Source organism: Pseudomonas sp. BN515 (genome assembly GCF_029873155.1).
GTDB lineage: Bacteria > Pseudomonadota > Gammaproteobacteria > Pseudomonadales > Pseudomonadaceae > Metapseudomonas.
The window spans coordinates 56,363-72,685 of sequence record NZ_SSOH01000018.1 but is presented as its reverse complement, the minus strand read 5'-3'; the positions used below and the strand labels follow the sequence as shown (position 1 = coordinate 72,685).

The 16,323-nt window shown below is 63.4% G+C and carries 17 protein-coding genes and 2 pseudogenes; 7 read left to right on the top strand and 12 right to left on the bottom strand.

The window, feature by feature from the left end:
• The first annotated feature begins 60 nt into the window (after positions 1 to 60).
• Positions 61 to 1,236, top strand: a pseudogene (locus tag E8E91_RS04600) (IS3 family transposase).
• 198 nt (positions 1,237 to 1,434) lie between these two features.
• On the opposite strand, the gene E8E91_RS04595 reads toward E8E91_RS04600, so the two are convergent.
• A complete protein-coding gene (locus tag E8E91_RS04595; protein ID WP_280374796.1) occupies positions 1,435 to 1,689 on the bottom strand; it encodes a hypothetical protein in 255 nt (84 codons plus the stop codon).
• Positions 1,690 to 1,839: 150 nt separating this feature from the next.
• Positions 1,840 to 2,049, bottom strand: coding sequence for a cold-shock protein (locus E8E91_RS04590; RefSeq protein ID WP_280374795.1), 210 nt, complete (start codon positions 2,047 to 2,049; stop codon positions 1,840 to 1,842).
• A gap of 307 nt (positions 2,050 to 2,356) precedes the next feature.
• Between E8E91_RS04590 and E8E91_RS04585 the strand changes: the two genes are divergently transcribed.
• Together E8E91_RS04585 and E8E91_RS04580 are read left to right on the top strand one after the other, a co-directional pair.
• Positions 2,357 to 2,527, top strand: coding sequence for a hypothetical protein (locus E8E91_RS04585; RefSeq protein WP_280374794.1), 171 nt, complete (start codon positions 2,357 to 2,359; stop codon positions 2,525 to 2,527).
• A 197-nt stretch (positions 2,528 to 2,724) separates the two neighbouring features.
• Positions 2,725 to 2,856 carry a hypothetical protein gene (locus tag E8E91_RS04580; RefSeq protein WP_280374793.1) on the top strand — a complete coding sequence of 44 codons (132 nt, stop codon included), beginning with the start codon at positions 2,725 to 2,727 and terminating at the stop codon, positions 2,854 to 2,856.
• Positions 2,857 to 2,933: 77 nt separating this feature from the next.
• Here the strand turns inward: E8E91_RS04580 and gabP are convergent, their stop codons facing one another.
• Together gabP and E8E91_RS04570 are read right to left on the bottom strand one after the other, a co-directional pair.
• Positions 2,934 to 4,334: a GABA permease gene (gene gabP / locus E8E91_RS04575; protein WP_280374792.1), complete on the bottom strand. Its 1,401-nt coding sequence runs from the start codon at positions 4,332 to 4,334 to the stop codon at positions 2,934 to 2,936.
• 384 nt (positions 4,335 to 4,718) lie between these two features.
• Positions 4,719 to 5,054, bottom strand: a complete 336-nt coding sequence (locus E8E91_RS04570; protein ID WP_280374791.1) for a DUF2388 domain-containing protein — start codon at positions 5,052 to 5,054, stop codon at positions 4,719 to 4,721.
• Positions 5,055 to 5,434: 380 nt separating this feature from the next.
• On the opposite strand from E8E91_RS04570, the gene E8E91_RS04565 reads away from it, so the two are divergent.
• Positions 5,435 to 5,740 (top strand): hypothetical protein, encoded by a 306-nt coding sequence (locus E8E91_RS04565; RefSeq protein ID WP_280374790.1) that lies wholly within the window; start codon positions 5,435 to 5,437, stop codon positions 5,738 to 5,740.
• A gap of 81 nt (positions 5,741 to 5,821) precedes the next feature.
• Here the strand turns inward: E8E91_RS04565 and E8E91_RS04560 are convergent, their stop codons facing one another.
• Together E8E91_RS04560 and E8E91_RS04555 are read right to left on the bottom strand one after the other, a co-directional pair.
• Complete coding sequence (locus E8E91_RS04560; protein WP_280374789.1) at positions 5,822 to 6,664, bottom strand: nitrilase family protein; 843 nt, start codon at positions 6,662 to 6,664, stop codon at positions 5,822 to 5,824.
• Positions 6,665 to 6,689: 25 nt separating this feature from the next.
• On the bottom strand, positions 6,690 to 8,189 hold the full coding sequence (locus E8E91_RS04555) for a cytosine permease (protein WP_280374788.1): 1,500 nt from the start codon (positions 8,187 to 8,189) through the stop codon (positions 6,690 to 6,692).
• A 307-nt stretch (positions 8,190 to 8,496) separates the two neighbouring features.
• Here E8E91_RS04555 and E8E91_RS04550 point away from each other — a divergent pair, with 307 nt between their 5' ends.
• Positions 8,497 to 9,399, top strand: a complete 903-nt coding sequence (locus tag E8E91_RS04550; protein ID WP_280374787.1) for a LysR family transcriptional regulator — start codon at positions 8,497 to 8,499, stop codon at positions 9,397 to 9,399.
• Positions 9,400 to 9,424: 25 nt separating this feature from the next.
• On the opposite strand, the gene E8E91_RS04545 is transcribed toward E8E91_RS04550, so the two are convergent.
• Positions 9,425 to 10,144 (bottom strand): ABC transporter substrate-binding protein, encoded by a 720-nt coding sequence (locus E8E91_RS04545; protein WP_280374786.1) that lies wholly within the window; start codon positions 10,142 to 10,144, stop codon positions 9,425 to 9,427.
• A 121-nt stretch (positions 10,145 to 10,265) separates the two neighbouring features.
• Positions 10,266 to 10,364: pseudogene (locus E8E91_RS04540) on the bottom strand (AraC family transcriptional regulator); the annotation flags it as partial.
• 261 nt (positions 10,365 to 10,625) lie between these two features.
• Here E8E91_RS04540 and E8E91_RS04535 point away from each other — a divergent pair.
• Positions 10,626 to 11,933, top strand: a complete 1,308-nt coding sequence (locus tag E8E91_RS04535) for an MFS family transporter (protein ID WP_280374785.1) — start codon at positions 10,626 to 10,628, stop codon at positions 11,931 to 11,933.
• A 97-nt stretch (positions 11,934 to 12,030) separates the two neighbouring features.
• Positions 12,031 to 12,666, top strand: coding sequence for a DUF4157 domain-containing protein (locus tag E8E91_RS04530; RefSeq protein WP_280374784.1), 636 nt, complete (start codon positions 12,031 to 12,033; stop codon positions 12,664 to 12,666).
• A gap of 213 nt (positions 12,667 to 12,879) precedes the next feature.
• Here E8E91_RS04530 and E8E91_RS04525 read toward each other — a convergent pair whose 3' ends face one another.
• The 4 genes from E8E91_RS04525 to glnP all read right to left on the bottom strand — a co-directional run bounded on the left by E8E91_RS04525 (position 12,880) and on the right by glnP (position 16,295).
• A complete protein-coding gene (locus E8E91_RS04525) occupies positions 12,880 to 13,776 on the bottom strand; it encodes a MurR/RpiR family transcriptional regulator (protein WP_280374783.1) in 897 nt (298 codons plus the stop codon).
• A gap of 94 nt (positions 13,777 to 13,870) precedes the next feature.
• Positions 13,871 to 14,905, bottom strand: a complete 1,035-nt coding sequence (locus E8E91_RS04520) for a C45 family autoproteolytic acyltransferase/hydolase (protein WP_280374782.1) — start codon at positions 14,903 to 14,905, stop codon at positions 13,871 to 13,873.
• Between the two features lie 14 nt (positions 14,906 to 14,919).
• Positions 14,920 to 15,642: a glutamine ABC transporter ATP-binding protein GlnQ gene (gene glnQ, locus E8E91_RS04515; RefSeq protein WP_280374781.1), complete on the bottom strand. Its 723-nt coding sequence runs from the start codon at positions 15,640 to 15,642 to the stop codon at positions 14,920 to 14,922.
• Positions 15,639 to 16,295, bottom strand: a complete 657-nt coding sequence (gene glnP, locus E8E91_RS04510; RefSeq protein ID WP_280374780.1) for a glutamine ABC transporter permease GlnP — start codon at positions 16,293 to 16,295, stop codon at positions 15,639 to 15,641. Before glnP ends, glnQ begins: the two co-directional genes overlap by 4 nt.
• Between the last annotated feature and the right edge of the window lie 28 nt (positions 16,296 to 16,323).

Sequence of the window (16,323 nt, the reverse complement as noted above, 5' to 3'; positions counted from 1 at the left end):
TGAAGTGGCCTAATGATTCTGGACACCCCGATAGGGCGTTAAGCTGCGCCCAAGCAAGAGGTGTTCATGAGCAGAAGATCATTCAGTCCGGAATTCAAACTCGAGGCCGCCAGCCTGGTGGTCGATCAAGGCTATTCCATACCGGCAGCCTGCAAGGCGATGGGGGTAGGCCCAACTGCCATGCGGCGCTGGGTCGAGCAATTGACCCTGGAGCGCCATGGCAAGACGCCGGAGCACAGCAAGGCCATGACGCCGGAGCAGCGGCGAATCCAGGAGCTGGAGGCCCAGGTGCGGCGGCTGGAGCGGGAGAAAGAGATCTTAAAAAAGGCTACCGCTCTCTTGATGTCAGACGCCCTCGATTAGTGCGCTTAGTCGAGTCATTGGGTGAGCACTATCCACGGGCAGAGCTTTGCCGGCTGTTCGGCATCAATCGCAGCAGTGTCTATGCCGCCGCTAAGTCAGCAGCTCGCGGTAATCAGCCGCACGCCAGGTTGCGACAGCGCTTGGTGGAGCTGCATGTCCAGAGTCGGCGTTCGGCAGGCGCCCGGACGCTCGCGGCGGCTTTGCGCCAGGAAGGCTGGGCAGTGGGTCGATTCCTGGCCGGCCGTCTGATGAAAGAGGCCCAGTTGTTCAGCTCGCAACGCCGTCGACACCGTTACCGCCCAACTGAGGGTGAGAGTGCCAAAGCGTCGAACGAACTGGACCGGCAATTCCGCACCCACGGCCCCAATCAGGTGTGGTGCGGTGACGTGACGTACATCTGGGCCGGCGGGCGCTGGATCTACTTGGCCGCGATCATGGACCTGTATGCGCGGCGGATTGTGGGTTGGGCAATGTCCGATCGTCCGGACTCGCAGCTTACCGGACGTGCTTTGCGCGTGGCCTATGAGGCTCGCGGTTGCCCCGCCGGCGTGCTGTTTCACTCCGACCAGGGCAGCCACTACAGCAGTCAGGAATTTCGACAATTGCTCTGGCGGCATCGAATCCGCCAGAGCATGAGTCGTCGCGGCAATTGCTGGGACAACGCCCCGATGGAGCGTTTCTTCCGGAGCCTCAAATCCGAATGGATACCGGCTTCGGGTTACGCCAGCCAAGCCGAAGCAGAGGCTGATGTACTGCGCTACCTGACCGACTACTACAACCACCGACGGCCACACAGCTACAACAGCTACCAGACACCGGCACAGCGCGAAGCGCTGGCTGGATAGACCTAAACCGGTGTCCAGTTTTACTTGACCACTTCAGATTTCACTATCACCCTGATGCGCCTGAATAGCTCCCTCTCATTTAGATAACGGACCAAGGGGAGATGTCCGTAAATAAAAGGCCCGTTCGGTGGCGCGTTGGGGGGAGGGATGGCGATCAGTGTTCGCGGCTGGCAACGCGGACCAGGTAGTGCCTGATCTCACGCCCGAGGGCTCGTCACGGGCATCATCATGGCGCCCAGCATTCCACTGAGCTGAACACCGGTTGATTTTGCTCGTCAATGTGGAGCAGTTTGCTCAATGCCACCTTGGCCGCTTCAAGTGCATCGCACTGACGCGCAAAGTACGTACAGCCGTAGACCTGGTGGATGCGGGGCTCGCCCTTACTGTCGTGAGGCTGGATGGCGACGAAGGCCAGCACGTGGTCTCCGTTGATGCGGGTTTCGGTCCAGGCGGAATGTTCGGGGAAATCGCGCCTATTCATTGTCGGCCCTCCTCTGGAGGGTTGGATAGTCCCCACTAAACACCCTATGCGATCAAATAGCTCCCAGTAATTTCGATACCGGACGAAGGGTGTAAAAACGCCGGAAACAAAAAAGCCCCGACGGCACGGGGCTTTTTTATGCACGGTCTGTTATTCGGCGCGAACCTGTTCAGCCTGAGGACCTTTAGCCCCGGCAGTGACGACGAAGCTGACGCGCTGGCCCTCGTCCAGGGATTTGTAGCCAGTGCTTTCGATCTGGCGGAAGTGCACGAACACATCCGGACCTTGCTCAGGGGTGATGAAGCCGAAGCCTTTCTCGGCGTTGAACCATTTGACGGTACCGTTTTGGCGTGCAGCCATGATGTTATCTCCAAGGTATAGGAATACAGGTCAGGCGGAAGCCTGGCCATAACTGGATGCGAAGCGAGGGAGGCCGAGGAGATGGAACATCGAAAGGACAGAACATCAAGACGGTGCCGCAAGACTGAGCAAGCAGTGGGCTCAGCATACAGGGTTCGCCTGGACTAGATAGTCTTTTCGGCCGATAGGGCCAGTTCTGGACTGATTCTTGACGACCGGTCCAGTTTCCCGGATGGCGGACAGGCAAGTCTGTATAGTCCGGGGCGAGTCGCTCGCAATGACGGCTCATCACTCATAGGTAACCCACATGCCCGACACACCGGCAAGCCGAGCTCAATCAGTACTGAACGAGCAGATCGAGACCTTTCTATCGAAGGGTGGCGAGATCACCGCAGTTCCCTCCGGCAAGTCGGGGTGGAATGCTGATCGCAAGAAGTCACAGTGGACCACTGCTCAGGACAAGAAATCAGGTAAGTGAGCCCCGAAACGAAAGGCCCCGCCGGTGGCGGGGCTTAGTTGCTGAGCGCATCGCTAGCTTGTCGTATCCGACATTAGGCGCGTGAAGTTCGGTAGTGGCCGGGTAGTTCACATCGAGGTGACTTCGTAGGTGTGGATGTGGGGATCGCTACTCTATAGCTCGATTCTTCTCGAACAACCCAACAGGTGATTCCGCGATTGCGCAGCGAAGGACGCTTCGACGAGTCGCGCCCCTGCCGCCGGCTGCTGCACTGGCAGGGCAAGGCCTGGCTGCCGCTCAGTGATTGTTCGCGTCTGCTGGAGCGCCTGCCGCCCGTGATCGGTCAGTAAGTCCGCCAAACCGGAAAGGAAAACGCCGAGCCCTTGAATGGACTCGGCGTTTTTTCTTCAGCCGCAGTAGCCCCGCACTACCCCAGGGCGGTCGCTCGCACCGGTCGGGCGTGGCGGCGGGCGGTGATGATGCCCAGGAAGGAAATCACGATCGCCAGGCTCACGGTGGAAGTGATCTCGGCCCGGTGCTCGGGGGTCACCAGCATCACGCCCAGCGCGCAGACGATGAACGCGATGACGAGGTAGGTGAGCCAGGGGAACAGCCACATGCGGAAGACGATCTCGGTGTTGTTGCGCTGCAGTTTCGAGCGCATGCGCAATTGCGAAATCGCGATAACAAGGTACACCAGCAGCGCGATGGCGCCGGAGCTTGCCAGCAGGAAGTCGAATACGCCGGCCGGTGCGAAGAAGTTCAGCACGGCGATGCCGGCGCCGATCAGGGTACTGGCAATGACCGCAGCCCTGGGCACGCCAACCGGGGACGTCACTTTCAGGAGGGCCGGGGCCTCGGAGCGGCGGGCCAGGGAGAAGAGCATGCGGGAGGCGATGTAGATGGATGAGTTCATGCAGCTCGCCACGGCGACCAGCACGACCACGTCCACCAGGAACTTGGCGTAGGGAACGTTCATCAGCTCCAGGGCGCGCTGATAAGAGCCCTGCACCGGCAGCAGCGGGTCATTCCACGGCACCACGGAGATGATCACGAAGATGGACAGCAGGTAGAAGACGCTGATCCGCCAGATGACGGAGCGCGTGGCGCGGGCGATGTTGCGTGCCGGGTTGCTGGATTCGGCAGCGGCGATGGTGACGGCTTCGGTACCGATGAAGCTGAACATGACGGTGATGAAGGCCCCGACCACTGCGGCCATGCCCTTGGGCGCGAAGCCGCCATGCTCATTCACCAGGGTGCTGAGCCCGCTTACTTCCCGGTCGGGCACCCAGCCCATCAACATGACCAGACCCAGGCTGATGAACGCGATGATCGCCGCCACCTTGAACATCGCGAACCAGAACTCGAACTCACCGTACTTGGACACGCTGAAGAGGTTGGTCGCGGCCAGGGCGATCACGGAAATCAGGGCGTACAACCAGGTGTCGATCTGGGGGAACCAGTTGTTCAGCACGTGTCCGGCGGCCAGCGCTTCGATGGGAATCACCAGCACCCAGAACCACCAGTACAGCCAGCCGATGGTGAAGCCCGCCCAGCGCCCTATCGCCTGGTCGGCGTAGGTGGAGAACGACCCGGTATCGGGATTCGCAACGGCCATTTCGCCGAGCATCCGCATGACGAGGACGACCAGAATCCCGGATGCGATATATGCCAGGATCGCTGCAGGCCCGGCGGCTGCGATCGCATGCCCCGACCCAACGAACAGGCCTGCGCCGATGATGCCCGCAATGGACAACATTGTTACGTGGCGCGGCTTGAATCCCTGCGCCAGATTTCCACTCGAACCATCGGATCCCACGGTGTTCATTTCGTCTTGTTCTCTTATTTCTGAAATTGGGGGATTGGGGCGGGCATCTACGAAAAGGGCGATCTCCTTCAGTGGCCAAAGAACCGCATTCCAGACGCTTGCAGCGGCCGGACGGCGCGTCACTTTATGTCGTGCGGGTGCAATTCCTATTACTCAAAAACGCCACGGTACTGCTCAATCACGACTCGATTACCCATAGAGCAGTGCTATCAAAATGCCCACCGCGAACCCTGGCGGGAGGCACTTTCCGCGTGTTTTCAGCAGCTTCGTCGGGAGATCAGATGAGATGGCGGCACGTCCGGCACGCTTGCGCCGGTTTACCGGAGTAAGGCTCGTTCAAGCCTGGAGAAACCCAGGGCGCGGGGCCCTGGGCGTCGGGGAGGGTCAGCGGGGTTCGGCAGCCAGGATCGCGCTGGCCAGTTCCAGGTCGCTGCTGCCTTGCAGTTCGGGGTTCTGCTGGCGCAGCCGCTGCAGTTCCGCTTCGAGGTACGGGCCGCGAATGGCGCCATCGCTGGCGATGAAGCTGCTGGCGTCATCCTTCACCGGGCCGACGAGTTTGTCGTCGCCGCCGCTGGTGATGTAGCTGGAAGCAGTGGTTGCGCCGGTGGAGATGAGGTTGCGCAGCAGGTCGTCGTGATCGTCGTGGTCGTGCTTGGCCACGGCGGACGCAAAGGGAACGGCGATCAGTACGAGGGCGGCAGCGGTGTTGCGGACACGCATGGTGACTCCTTGGTGTTGGCGTTCCCCCTCAGAGTGCGGCCGGTGAAACGAGTTCCAGCGCCCACCAGACATTTCTCCAAACGTGCCAGACGCTGCGATTCCCGTTCGTCGCGGCGAGCGGTGCCGCATCAAAAGCATTGATCCAGATTCGGTGAAACCTGGTTTCTTGCGTGGAAGAATGCGCGCGTTTCCACGCTGAGCCCTGTACCGGGTGTCGGGCCATGGCCGATGAACCTGGGAAGAACGCGGCGCTGTACTAGACTGCTCCCCTGCTGTGTCGGCGGGTTCGGTCAGTCGTTGCCTCGCACGGCTTCACGTCACTGCATTCTGTAATCCGCGGGCCAGGGAGGGCCGACATTTCGAAGGAAGAGAGCGTTTCCATGTCCAATAACAAGTGTCTGATCGCCGCAGCCCTGACCATCGTGGCCGGCTACTTATCCACTGCCCAGGCCGATGAATCGGCCATTCAAGCGCACTGCCAGAACAAATGGAGTGGCGATGCCATGCGCGCCTACTGCGTGGAGGAACAGCGCCGGTCCGCCGAGGCGATTACCGGCTACAACGGACCGGTTCGCAGCCGCTGCGAATCTGAATGGGGCAGCGATTTCCACATGGTGCTGTTCTGCATCAGAGAGCAGGAGGGCCCAATCCAGGCTGTCGTGTCCAGCGTGGCTCAGGACCAGTAGGTTTCCCCCGCACAAGAAAAAGCCCCGCACTGCGGGGCTTTTTCAGTGGACCCGATGAACGGGAGGGCCCGTTCGCTTTGCCTACAGCAACCCGCCGGCTCGGTACAGCTCCGGGCGCCGGTCATCGTGCAGGTGGTTGTGCTGGCTGATGCGTTTGTTGCGGGCTTCGTCCAGCTTCAGGGTGGCGATCAGGATCTGCTCCCCACCCTCCTCCGCCGGCCCGGCCAAGGGGTAGCCATCCGGGTCGACGATGATCGAGCCCTGCACCCAGTTCACCCCGCGCTCACTGCCGTGGCGGTCGCAGGCGGCGATGAACAGCCGATTGACCGCCGCGTTGGCCTGCACGCGCACCACCTCCGCCGGACGCTCGATGGCGGGGCGCGGACCGTCCGGCCAGTTGACCGGAGCGCACAGCAGGTCAGCACCAGCCAGGGCCGGCAGGCGCACCCATTCCGGGAATTCCAGGTCGTAGCAGACCATCACACCGATACGCCCGAAGGCGGTTTCCACCACCGGCGGCTGCTCGTTGCCGGCGGTGAAGATGGCGTTCTCGGCGTCCCACAGGTGGGCCTTGCGGTAGATCGCGCGCACGCCCGTGGCATCCACCAGTGCGGCGCTGTTGGCGACTCGCTCACCCTCCAGACGCTCGCAGAAGCCACCGACGATGACGATATCCAGCTCGCCAGCCAGCGCCTGCCACAGCTGCAGGGTCGGCCCGTCCGCCGCCTCGGAAAGCGCCAGCGCTTCACCGAGGTCGTGGAAGACATAGCCGCTCTGTACCAGCTCCGGCAGCACCACGACTCGCGCTCCTTGCAGCGCCGCCGCGCGGATGGCCCGCTCGGTGATACGGCGGTTGTGGGCGAGGTCGCCGATCTTCGGTGCCAACTGGCAGCAGGCCACGGCGATGGTTCGAGGTGCGTTCACGGGTGGGTACTCCCTGTTGTCAGGTTCACGACGCCTGGCTTGAGCCAGGTCGGGCCACGGCGAGGATGTCGCGCTCGCTGATGGCGTCGATGGTGCGGCGCTCGGCGTCCAGGTCGAGCGAGCGGCTGAGGATGAAGTAGGTCAGCCCGGAAACCACCAGCCCCACCAGCCAGGCGATATCCACACCGTCCAGCAGGCGCGCCATGGGGCCGACGAAGACTTCCTCGCCCGCCGCTGCATCGAAGATGAAGAAGAACGGGACCATGCAGGCGAAGCCCACCAGGTAGGAGACGATGCCGCGCAGTTGCCAGGCGCCGTACATGCCCTTGGGCGTGAAGAAGTGCGGAATGGCGTAGCGGCCCTTGCGCACGAAGAAATAGTCCACCAGGTTCACGGCGGTCCAGGGCACCAGGAAGTAGAGCATCAGCACCAGGAAGGTATTGAGGATGGCAATGCCGTTGCCGCGAATGGACAGCACGCAGGCCAGCAGCACCAAAGTGATGACGAGGATGGACAGCACCCGTGCGCGCGGCGTGGGGTTGATGCGGCGAACGGAGTCGATCCCGGTGAGCAGGGTCAGCATGGCGCTGTAGGTGTTGAGGGCGATCACCGGCAGGAAGCCGAGCACCGAGACCAGCACCAGCACATTGCCCAGCCCCGGCAGGAGGGCGCTGCCCACGCGGTCCAGCGCCACCAGCGCATCGGAGGCTTGGAGCAGCTGGGCCAGCCAGGCACCGAGACCGATCATCCAGCCGCCGGAAAGCGAAGCACCGAGGAAGATGGCGGTAATCAACTTCGCGCGACTGGTGTTCTTCGGCAGGTAGCGCGAGTAGTCGGAGACATAGGGCGCATAGGAGATGTTGTAGCTGGCGGCGATGGCGAATTGCGTGGCGAAGGCGACCCAGCTGAAACCGAGGCTGGCCGGCTCGGCGGCCTCGGTCTGCCCGGCGCCGAACATCAGGGCGACAGTCACCAGCGCATAGAGCGGCAGGGTCAGCATCAGCGCCCACTTGAACGCCTTGTGCATCAGGTCATGGCCGTAGATCGACAACAGCGCGCCAACGGCGATCACCCCACAGGCCACGGGAATCGGTTCGAGCCCGAAGACCTTGTTCAGGCCATCGATGATGAGGGTGACGTTGACCACGTTGAAGCCGACGAACACGAACAGAGTCGCCAACAGCGCCAGCACCACACCGCGATAACCGAACTGCGCGCGGGACTGGATCATCTGCGGCAAGCCCATCTCCGGCCCCTGGGAACCATGGAAGGCCATGAACAGGGTGCCGAACATGATGCCCAGTGCGCCGGCCAGGGTTGTCCACAGGGCGGACAGGCCGAGGGCGGGGCCGACGAAGCCGATGGAGATGGTGAAGAAGTGGAAGTTGCCGAGGAACCAGAACGGCCCCTGGCTGCCGAGCCGGGCATGGCGCTCCGATTCGGGGATGTAGTCGATCGAGTGGCCTTCGATGGCCAGGCCGCCGCCGGCTTCGGCTGCGTGCACGGGCTGGGTGGACCCTGACATGGGATGCTCCTTCGCTCTTGGTCGAGCGAACTGTTGTTCTTGTGATGATGCTGTCAGCGGCCACGCACGGCCCCGGCCACACATCGGGTTCATCTATGTTGGGTGAGGTAACGCGGCCCGAGCCCTGTGGCGAACGTTACCCGGGGCGCCCTATGATGGCGCGCCCGCGACTGGGCTCTTCCCCGCATCCGGCGGGCATCGAGCTATCGCTGAGGTGGCAATCTAGGCGCCCGACCGGGCTCGTAAAATAGCCAGGCCCAACTGTTCACATAGATCAACATCTATGTAATGCACTTCTGGAGGTCCCATGCTGGGCAACGTGTCCGAACTGGATATCCGCTTGATCCGGGTCTTTCTCGCCGTCGTCGAGGCGGGCGGCATTTCGGCGGCGCAGACCGCGCTGAACACCTCGCAGCCCACCATCAGCGCGCAACTGGCCTCACTGGAAACGCGCCTGGGCTTTCGCCTCTGCCAGCGCGGCCGGGCGGGATTCGCGCTGACGCCCAAGGGCAGCCAGTTCGTCGAGGCGGCGCGCCGCCTGCTGGCCGCCGCCGAAGGCTTCCGCCTGGAAGTGCAGCACATCAACCGCACCCTCAGCGGCACCCTGAACATCGGCCTGCTGGGGCAGATCGACCCGACGGCCAACAAGAAGATCGCCCAGGCCATCGCCCGCCTGCGCGCCCGTAATCAGGGCCTGTACTTCCAGTTCACCGAGCTGTCGTCGTCCTTCCTCGAAGAGAAGCTGGTGAACGGCCACCTGGATCTCGCCATCGGCTATTTCTGGCGAAGGCTCGACAGCCTCGACTACTTTGCCCTCTTCAACGAAACCCAGTTGGCCTATTGCAGCGCCTCGCACCCGCTCTACGCGAAGGCCGGAGCGCTGGACAGCACGGAGGTGGCCGGGCACGAGTGGGTCTGGCCCAGTCATCCGCTGCCGGAGATGCCGGCGCCCGCCGCCATCGACCACCTCACCGCCCTCACCGACAGCATGGACGGCGCCGCCCTGCTGATTCTCTCCGGCCAGCACCTCGGCTTCCTGCCGCAACACTACGCGGCGCGGCACGTTGAGCTGGACCAGGTTCGCGCGCTCAACCCCCAGCAACTGAGCTATGAAGTGCAGTTCCACGCGGCGGTACGGCGCTCCACCCGCCAGAGCGAACTGGTGAGCACTTTTCTCGAGGAATTGATGGAGGTGTTCGGGGTGACCTGAACCGATCACCCGGCTATGCCGTGCCTCAAAGCTCGTACTTGGCCTTCATGGCCTGCACCGCTGCCTGATCCCGTTGCAGGAAGGCGTTGAAGCGCTGAATCAGCTCCGGGTGGCGGATGCTGGAGAGGTGGTAGTAACTGTCGCTGATGGGCAGCAGTTTGGGCTCCACCACCAGGCCCTGCTCGTGTCCCAGGTTCTTGAGGTGGAAATGCGCCACCTGCCGCGCCATGTTGGCGGCATCGATGTAGCCGGCCAGGGCCATGTGGATCAGGCCTTCGGGGTTGGGCGCTTCCTTGATGGTCACCCGTCCGGCGGCGATGTCGTCCTGGAATTTCCACGGCGTGAAGCCGCGAACGAACCCCAACCGGCGAAACGTCTCGCGCGGCTTTCCCTTGCGTTCCGGCAGCACCAGCATGACGTCCTGGAATTGCAGCACCGGTTGTGAATAAGTGATGCCGCCCGGCTTCTGTGACTCCGCCCAGCGCGGGTTGTCGGGGAAGACCAGGTCGAGCTGGCCCGACCAGTAAGCATGGGACAGACGCCGCACGGGCAGCACCACATAGGTGAAGTGCAGATTCTCCCGCTCGGCAAACAGGTCCAGCAGGTCACGGGCGTAGCCACGGTACTGGTAGTCCGGCGGCGCGGCGGAGAAGATCGGGTAGTAGTCCACCTGCTCCACTCCGATGCGGTACTCCGCCGGCTGACTGGCATGACCGAACGGCAGCCACGCGCTGGTAAACAGCAACGCGGCGATCCACAACGCTCGGCAACGACTTGATACCTGCGTATTCGGCATAGATGGGCAATGGGCCTGACGAAAATGCCGCCCAGTTTAGGCCGGCAGGCCGTCGGCAGTCTCTCCTTTTTCAGTCCTTCAGCGGCACCCGGATATCCACCCAGCCGATCCCGGCCATGGGGTCGAAATCGGCGCTGTAGCGCTCGAACTCCGGCGCGTCGGCGGCCTGCAGGTCGAAACGGCCATCGATATCCGTTTCGATCAACCACAGGGCCTTTCCGATGGGTCTTGCATGTTCACGCCTTCGAGACGCGGGGCAGTGTGCCCAGCCCGCCGCGACGTCATTTGATCGTGCTTGCGCGGCGCACTGGACGATAGCGCCAGGCGAAATCCCGGGAACCTTGCCGACTATAATGTTTCCAATTATGTCTAAGGCCTCCAGTCCACACGGCCCCTCGGAAATCGCTCGCTGCACCACAAGGGAGGTTCCATGAACGTATCCGCCTCCATTCCCCAGTATTCGACCGAGGAACGCCGCACGCGCATCCTGGCCATCGTCGGCGCCTCGTCCGGCAACCTGGTGGAGTGGTTCGACTTCTACGTCTACGCCTTCACCGCCATCTATTTCGCCCACGCCTTCTTCCCCTCCGACAACCCCACGGTGCAACTGCTCAACACCGCCGGTGTATTCGCCGCCGGTTTCCTGATGCGCCCCATTGGCGGCTGGATGTTCGGCCGCATCGCCGACAAGAAGGGGCGCAAGACCGCGATGATGATTTCGGTGCTGATGATGTGCGGCGGCTCGCTGGCCATCGCGGCAATGCCCACCTACGAAACCATTGGCGTACTGGCGCCGGCCCTGCTGTTGCTGGCGAGGCTGTTCCAGGGCTTGTCGGTGGGCGGTGAGTACGGCACCAGCGCCACCTATATGAGCGAGGTGGCGCTCAAGGGCCAGCGCGGCTTCTTCGCCTCCTTCCAGTACGTGACGCTCATCGGCGGCCAGCTGCTGGCGGTGCTGGTGGTGGTTGTCCTGCAGCAGCTGCTGAGCAACGACCAGCTGCGCGACTGGGGCTGGCGGGTTCCGTTCGTCGTCGGTGCGGCGACGGCCGTCATCGCCTTCTACCTGCGCCGTTCACTGAGTGAAACGGCCAAGGCGGAGAACCTCAAACGCAAGGAATCCGGCACGCTCGGCGAACTCTTCGCCCACCACAAGCGCGCCTTCTTCACCGTGCTGGGCTTCACCGCTGGCGGCTCGCTGATCTTCTACACCTTCACCACCTATATGCAGAAATACCTGGTCAACACCGCCGGCATGGACGCCAAGACCGCCAGCGGCGTGATGACCTTCGCCCTGTTCGTCTACATGTGCCTGCAACCGTTGTTCGGCTCCATGTCCGACCGCATCGGACGCAAGACTTCGATGCTCTGGTTCGGCGCCCTGGGCATGCTCTGCACCTGGCCGATCCTGTCCGCGCTGAAGACCGTCAGCAGCCCCTTTGCCGCCTTCGGGTTGATCATCCTCGCGCTGGCCATCGTCAGCCTGTACACCTCCATCAGCGGGCTGATCAAGGCGGAGATGTTCCCGCCGGAAATCCGCGCCCTCGGCGTCGGCCTGTCCTACGCAGTGGGCAACGCCATCTTCGGCGGCTCGGCGGAGTACGTGGCACTAGGCCTGAAGAGCCTGGGCGTGGAGGAGTACTTCTATATCTACGTGTCGATCATGTGCGGCGTGGCCCTGGTGGTCTGCCTGCTGCTGCCTGACCTGCGCAAGGTCAGCTACCTGAACGACGAAGACTGAGCCGGCTCCCGGCCGACGGCCGGCGGGGGATTGCGCAACCAATCCCCGCCGTCGCTGTCCATAATGGCGCGCGCAGTCCGCGCCTCCGGGAGGCCCCTTGTTCGCTGTATCCCCTCGTACGCTCCTTCGCCACACCATCCTCGCCCTGTCCTTCGCTTCCACCGCCGCCCTCGCCTGCCCCGCCGGGCAATCGGAGGTCTGCGTGGTGACCTGCTTCTGCGCGCCGGGCAGCCCGGGAGACATGGCGCCACTGCTGGAGGGCGTCAACCAGATGGCCGCCACCAGCCTGCAACAGTGGATCGTGGAGTCGCGCAACAACATGCCCGATACCCTGCTGCATCCCATTCCGCTGCATATCCGCGCGCAACTGGAGCCGTACTACGACCTGCAGGTACTGGACACGGCGCGCTACAAGGTGGGCGTCGACCAGCAAGCGAATGCCGCCAATACCCTGATGCAGAACCCCGACGTGGAAGCCGTGACCCTGGTGGACGTGATCGTCTTCCGCAGTGAAGACGACGCGCAGAACAACGTCGCCCTCTGGGCCCACGAGCTGCATCACGTGAAGCAGTACCTGGAATGGGGCGTGGCGGACTTCGCCAAGCGCTACACCCGCGACTACAACGCGGTGGAAGCCCCGGCCTACAAGATCCAGGGCGAAGTGGCGCGGGCGCTCAAGCCGACGGTGGTGAGTGGCGGCAGCCAGCGACTGTCGGCGGCAGGCCAGCCATAAGGCTGGCCTCGCATCGCGACTGAAGTCGCTCCCACATAAGGCTCTCAGCTGGAGCTATGCAGGTAGGGTGCGCCGCGCGCACCGGCGGTTGAGCTCCGCACGGAGGTAATTCCGCCGCCATCTCTGTAGGGGCGAATTCATTCGCCAAGCAGGCCGAAGGTCTGCATCTCACCACCAAGGGTGGGCTTCAGCCCACGCAGTCAGCTAGACGGCTCAGAGCGAAGCATTGAGCTCCGCAATCAACGCTTCGCGATGCTTCAATGCCGCCACCGAGGCTTCGCCCAGGCGGCTGGCCACGGCGCTGAGGATGCCTTCTGCCAGCAGCATGAACGCGCACATGCTGTTGCTGAAGAACAGGCTCTGGTTGGGAACGTAGAAGCTGTAGCGGGCAATCCTGGCCAGCGGCGAGCTGCTGGAGTCGGTCAGGGCGATGACCTTGATGCCGTGCTTGGCCGCCACTTCTGCCGTGGCCAGCACGCTGGGGGTATAGGGGAAGCAGCTCGCCACCACCAGCACATCACCTTCATCCAACTGCGCCAGGGCATCGGCAACACCCTGGCGGGCCGCATCCAGCGCGCCCACATCCGGGCGGAGCATGCCCAGGGCATAGGACATGAACAGTGCCAGCGAGGTGAACTGGCGCATGCCGTGGATACGCACACGGCGTGCGCTGGTGAGCAACTCCACGGTGGCATCGAAATCGGCGCAATCCACCTGCTCGATCATGCTCGCCATGTTGGCGCTTTCCTGGCGCCCCAGGCGGGTGAGCTGGCCGATGCTGTCATTGCTGCCATTGCTCGGCACCAGCAGGCGTGAAGCCTGGTCGCTGTAGAAGGTGCGCCCTTCGGTGACCTCGCGACGGAACACATCCTGGAACTTGCTGAACCCTCCGTAGCCGAGCTTCTGTGCCAGACGCGAGAAGGTCGAAGGATTCACCCCCAATTGCTCGGCCAGTTCGCTGATGGATGACACCGCCGCGCGCTGCGGCGCTTCGATCAGCGCGGTGAGCACGCGACGCGAGCTGCTGCCGAGGGAAATGTCGGCTTCGCGCCGCTCGATGGCTTCGAGCAACAGTTTCAGGCCCGCGAGGGTATCTGGGGGATTCGCCATGACAGCATCCATCTGAAGGTTTCCCGGGACGCGCCCCGGTGGCAGGCGCCCATACTAGCGGGCCTTGAATCCGGCCGCGACGGCCGGATTCAGATCAGGCCTCCACCCGCCCACTCAGCGTCGGTGCGCGGGTATCGGCCTCCGTGTACACCGCCCAGTCCACTGCTTCCGCTCCGATCAGGAACAGCGCGGTGGCCAGGGTGTTTTCGTCATCCGGGTCATCGGCCGCACAACGGTAGACCGGCAATTCACCACCCGAGGTGTCGCGCAGAATGGCCAGCGCCTGTGCACTGTCCAACCGCTCGCCAAGACCCGCGACCAGTCCGTCCACGCAGGTCTGGCGCTTGCCTGAGCTGCCGGTGATGCGCTGATCCACACTGCCAAGCTTCGGGTGAATCAGGTGGTTGGAATGGCCAAACGGGCGTCTCACCTCGACCACGGATGCACCTTCCGAGGTGCCCTCGAAGCTCACCAACCGGGCGCTGCCCATCTGCCCCAGGGCATGGTGGAAGGCGCCGGCGCGGCCTTCGCTTGCAAGGATATCCACAGCCTCGTCGATGCTCGCCGCATCCAGGCTGGCACGACCCAGCACCTGCCGGGGAAGGCCGACGGGAATGGCGCGTGGCCGGATGTTGTTCACCGTCACCACCAGGCCCTTCTCGTTCACCGCAAAGGTGTGACCGGGAATCGAACCGGGATAGACGAAGGAGGTGAACGCGAGGCCCTGGTCTGGGGAGACGCTGACCAGGCCGCAGTGTCCGCGCAGTTGCGGGAAGCCGTCCTCGTTGTGGGCGATCAGCGTGCCGCCTGCGGTGGGGCCGAGCACCGTGGTGCAGCCGTCGACGCTCTGCCGCTGAACGAAGTCGCCACGGCAGTTCCACAGGAAGACCTCCTCCACCGGCAGTTCCAGGCCGGCCGCCAGGCCTTCGAGTTCCTGCCAATAGCGCGGGAAGCGCTGCTCCACGGCGGCACGCATGCTGCGCGCCGCGTCGCGGCCGGCCAGCTTCGCCAGGTTCTGCCACAACGCCAGCGGTCGCAGGTGCCGATGTACTGCTTCGCGACCGAACAGGCCCAGGCCGCGGCCGATCTCAAAGGCGCTGCCGCCGAGCTGGAGATGAGTGAATGCCATGGGTCTCTACCTGTTCAGGAAACGTGCTGGAGGAATTCGCGCAGGCGCGGGCTCGGCGGGTTGCTGATGAGGGCGGCAGGGTCGCCGTCCTCGGCAATGCGGCCCTTGTCGATGAAGATCAGGCGGCTGGCTACCTTGCGGGCGAAGTCCACTTCATGGGTGACGATGACCATGGTCATGCCCTCTTCCGCCAGGTCCTTCATCACCCCCAGCACCTCGTGGCGCAGCTCCGGGTCCAGCGCCGACGTGGGCTCGTCGAACAGCATCAGCTTGGGCTTCACCGCCAGGGCACGGGCGATGGCCACGCGCTGCTGCTGGCCGCCGGAAAGCTCCGATGGGTAGTGCCCGGCGCGCTCGGCCAGCCCCACCTTGGCCAACAGTTCGTGGGCCAGCGCCTCGGCGTCGGCCTTCTTCGCACCACGCACGCGGATGGGACCGAAGGCCACGTTCTCCAGCGCGGTCATCTGCGGGAACAGGTGGAACTGCTGGAACACCATGCCCGCCTCCTGGCGGATCAGACGCTCTTCCACCTTGGGGTCGTTGACCTCGAAGCCATCGACGTAGAGCTGTCCGCCGCTGATGACTTCCAGCTTGTTGATGCAACGCAGCAACGTGGACTTGCCCGAGCCGGACGGCCCGATGATGACCACCACTTCGCCGCTGCCGATGTTCAGGTTGATGTCGTGGAGCACCTGGGTGCTGCCGAAGTGCTTGGAAACGCCCTTGAACTCGATCATAGAATTTTCAGTTTCCCTTCGATGCGGCGCAGGGTGTAGCTCAGGGCCAGGGTGATGATGAGGTAGATCACCGCCACCGCTGTCCAGATTTCCATCGCGCGGAAGTTGCCGGCGATCACTTCCTGTCCCTGCCGGGTCAGTTCGGCGACACCGATGACGATGAACAACGAAGTGTCCTTGATGCTGACGATCCACTGGTTGCCCAGGGCCGGAATCATCCGCCGGAAGGCCAGCGGCGCGATCACATAGCGCAGGGTGTCACGCCCTGAAAGGCCTAGGGCCAGGCCCGCTTCCCGGAAACCACGGTTGATCGACAGCACCGCACCACGGGTGATCTCGGCGATGTAAGCGCCGGAGTTGATCATGATGGTGACCACCGCCGCGCTGAACGGATCGATGCGCACAGGCACCATCAGTGGCAAGGCGAAATAGATGAACATCACCTGCACCATGATCGGGGTGCCGCGGATCAGCTCGATGAACACCAGCGCTACCCGATTGCTGAGGAATCCGCCATAGGCGCGGGCAAAGCCCGCGACCAGGCCGATGACCACCCCGCCCAGAAGCCCGAGGATGGAAATCCAGAGGGTGAGCCGGGCACCCTCCAGCAACACGGGCAGCGCGCTCCAGATGGCATCCCATTGGAAAGACATGGCTCTGCTCCTGATTCAGTCGGGGTGG

Coding starts and splice junctions, on each gene's coding strand:
- E8E91_RS04570 (WP_280374791.1), bottom strand. CDS start 5,054: ATGCGTGTCCGCAACACCGCTGCCGCCCTCGTACTGATCGCCGTTCCC.
- E8E91_RS04590 (WP_280374795.1), bottom strand. CDS start 2,049: ATGGCTGCACGCCAAAACGGTACCGTCAAATGGTTCAACGCCGAGAAA.
- glnQ (WP_280374781.1), bottom strand. CDS start 15,642: ATGATCGAGTTCAAGGGCGTTTCCAAGCACTTCGGCAGCACCCAGGTG.
- E8E91_RS04585 (WP_280374794.1), top strand. CDS start 2,357: ATGCCCGACACACCGGCAAGCCGAGCTCAATCAGTACTGAACGAGCAG.
- gabP (WP_280374792.1), bottom strand. CDS start 4,334: ATGAACACCGTGGGATCCGATGGTTCGAGTGGAAATCTGGCGCAGGGA.
- E8E91_RS04520 (WP_280374782.1), bottom strand. CDS start 14,905: ATGGCATTCACTCATCTCCAGCTCGGCGGCAGCGCCTTTGAGATCGGC.
- glnP (WP_280374780.1), bottom strand. CDS start 16,295: ATGTCTTTCCAATGGGATGCCATCTGGAGCGCGCTGCCCGTGTTGCTG.
- E8E91_RS04525 (WP_280374783.1), bottom strand. CDS start 13,776: ATGGCGAATCCCCCAGATACCCTCGCGGGCCTGAAACTGTTGCTCGAA.
- E8E91_RS04535 (WP_280374785.1), top strand. CDS start 10,626: ATGAACGTATCCGCCTCCATTCCCCAGTATTCGACCGAGGAACGCCGC.
- E8E91_RS04595 (WP_280374796.1), bottom strand. CDS start 1,689: ATGAATAGGCGCGATTTCCCCGAACATTCCGCCTGGACCGAAACCCGC.
- E8E91_RS04550 (WP_280374787.1), top strand. CDS start 8,497: ATGCTGGGCAACGTGTCCGAACTGGATATCCGCTTGATCCGGGTCTTT.
- E8E91_RS04555 (WP_280374788.1), bottom strand. CDS start 8,189: ATGTCAGGGTCCACCCAGCCCGTGCACGCAGCCGAAGCCGGCGGCGGC.
- E8E91_RS04565 (WP_280374790.1), top strand. CDS start 5,435: ATGTCCAATAACAAGTGTCTGATCGCCGCAGCCCTGACCATCGTGGCC.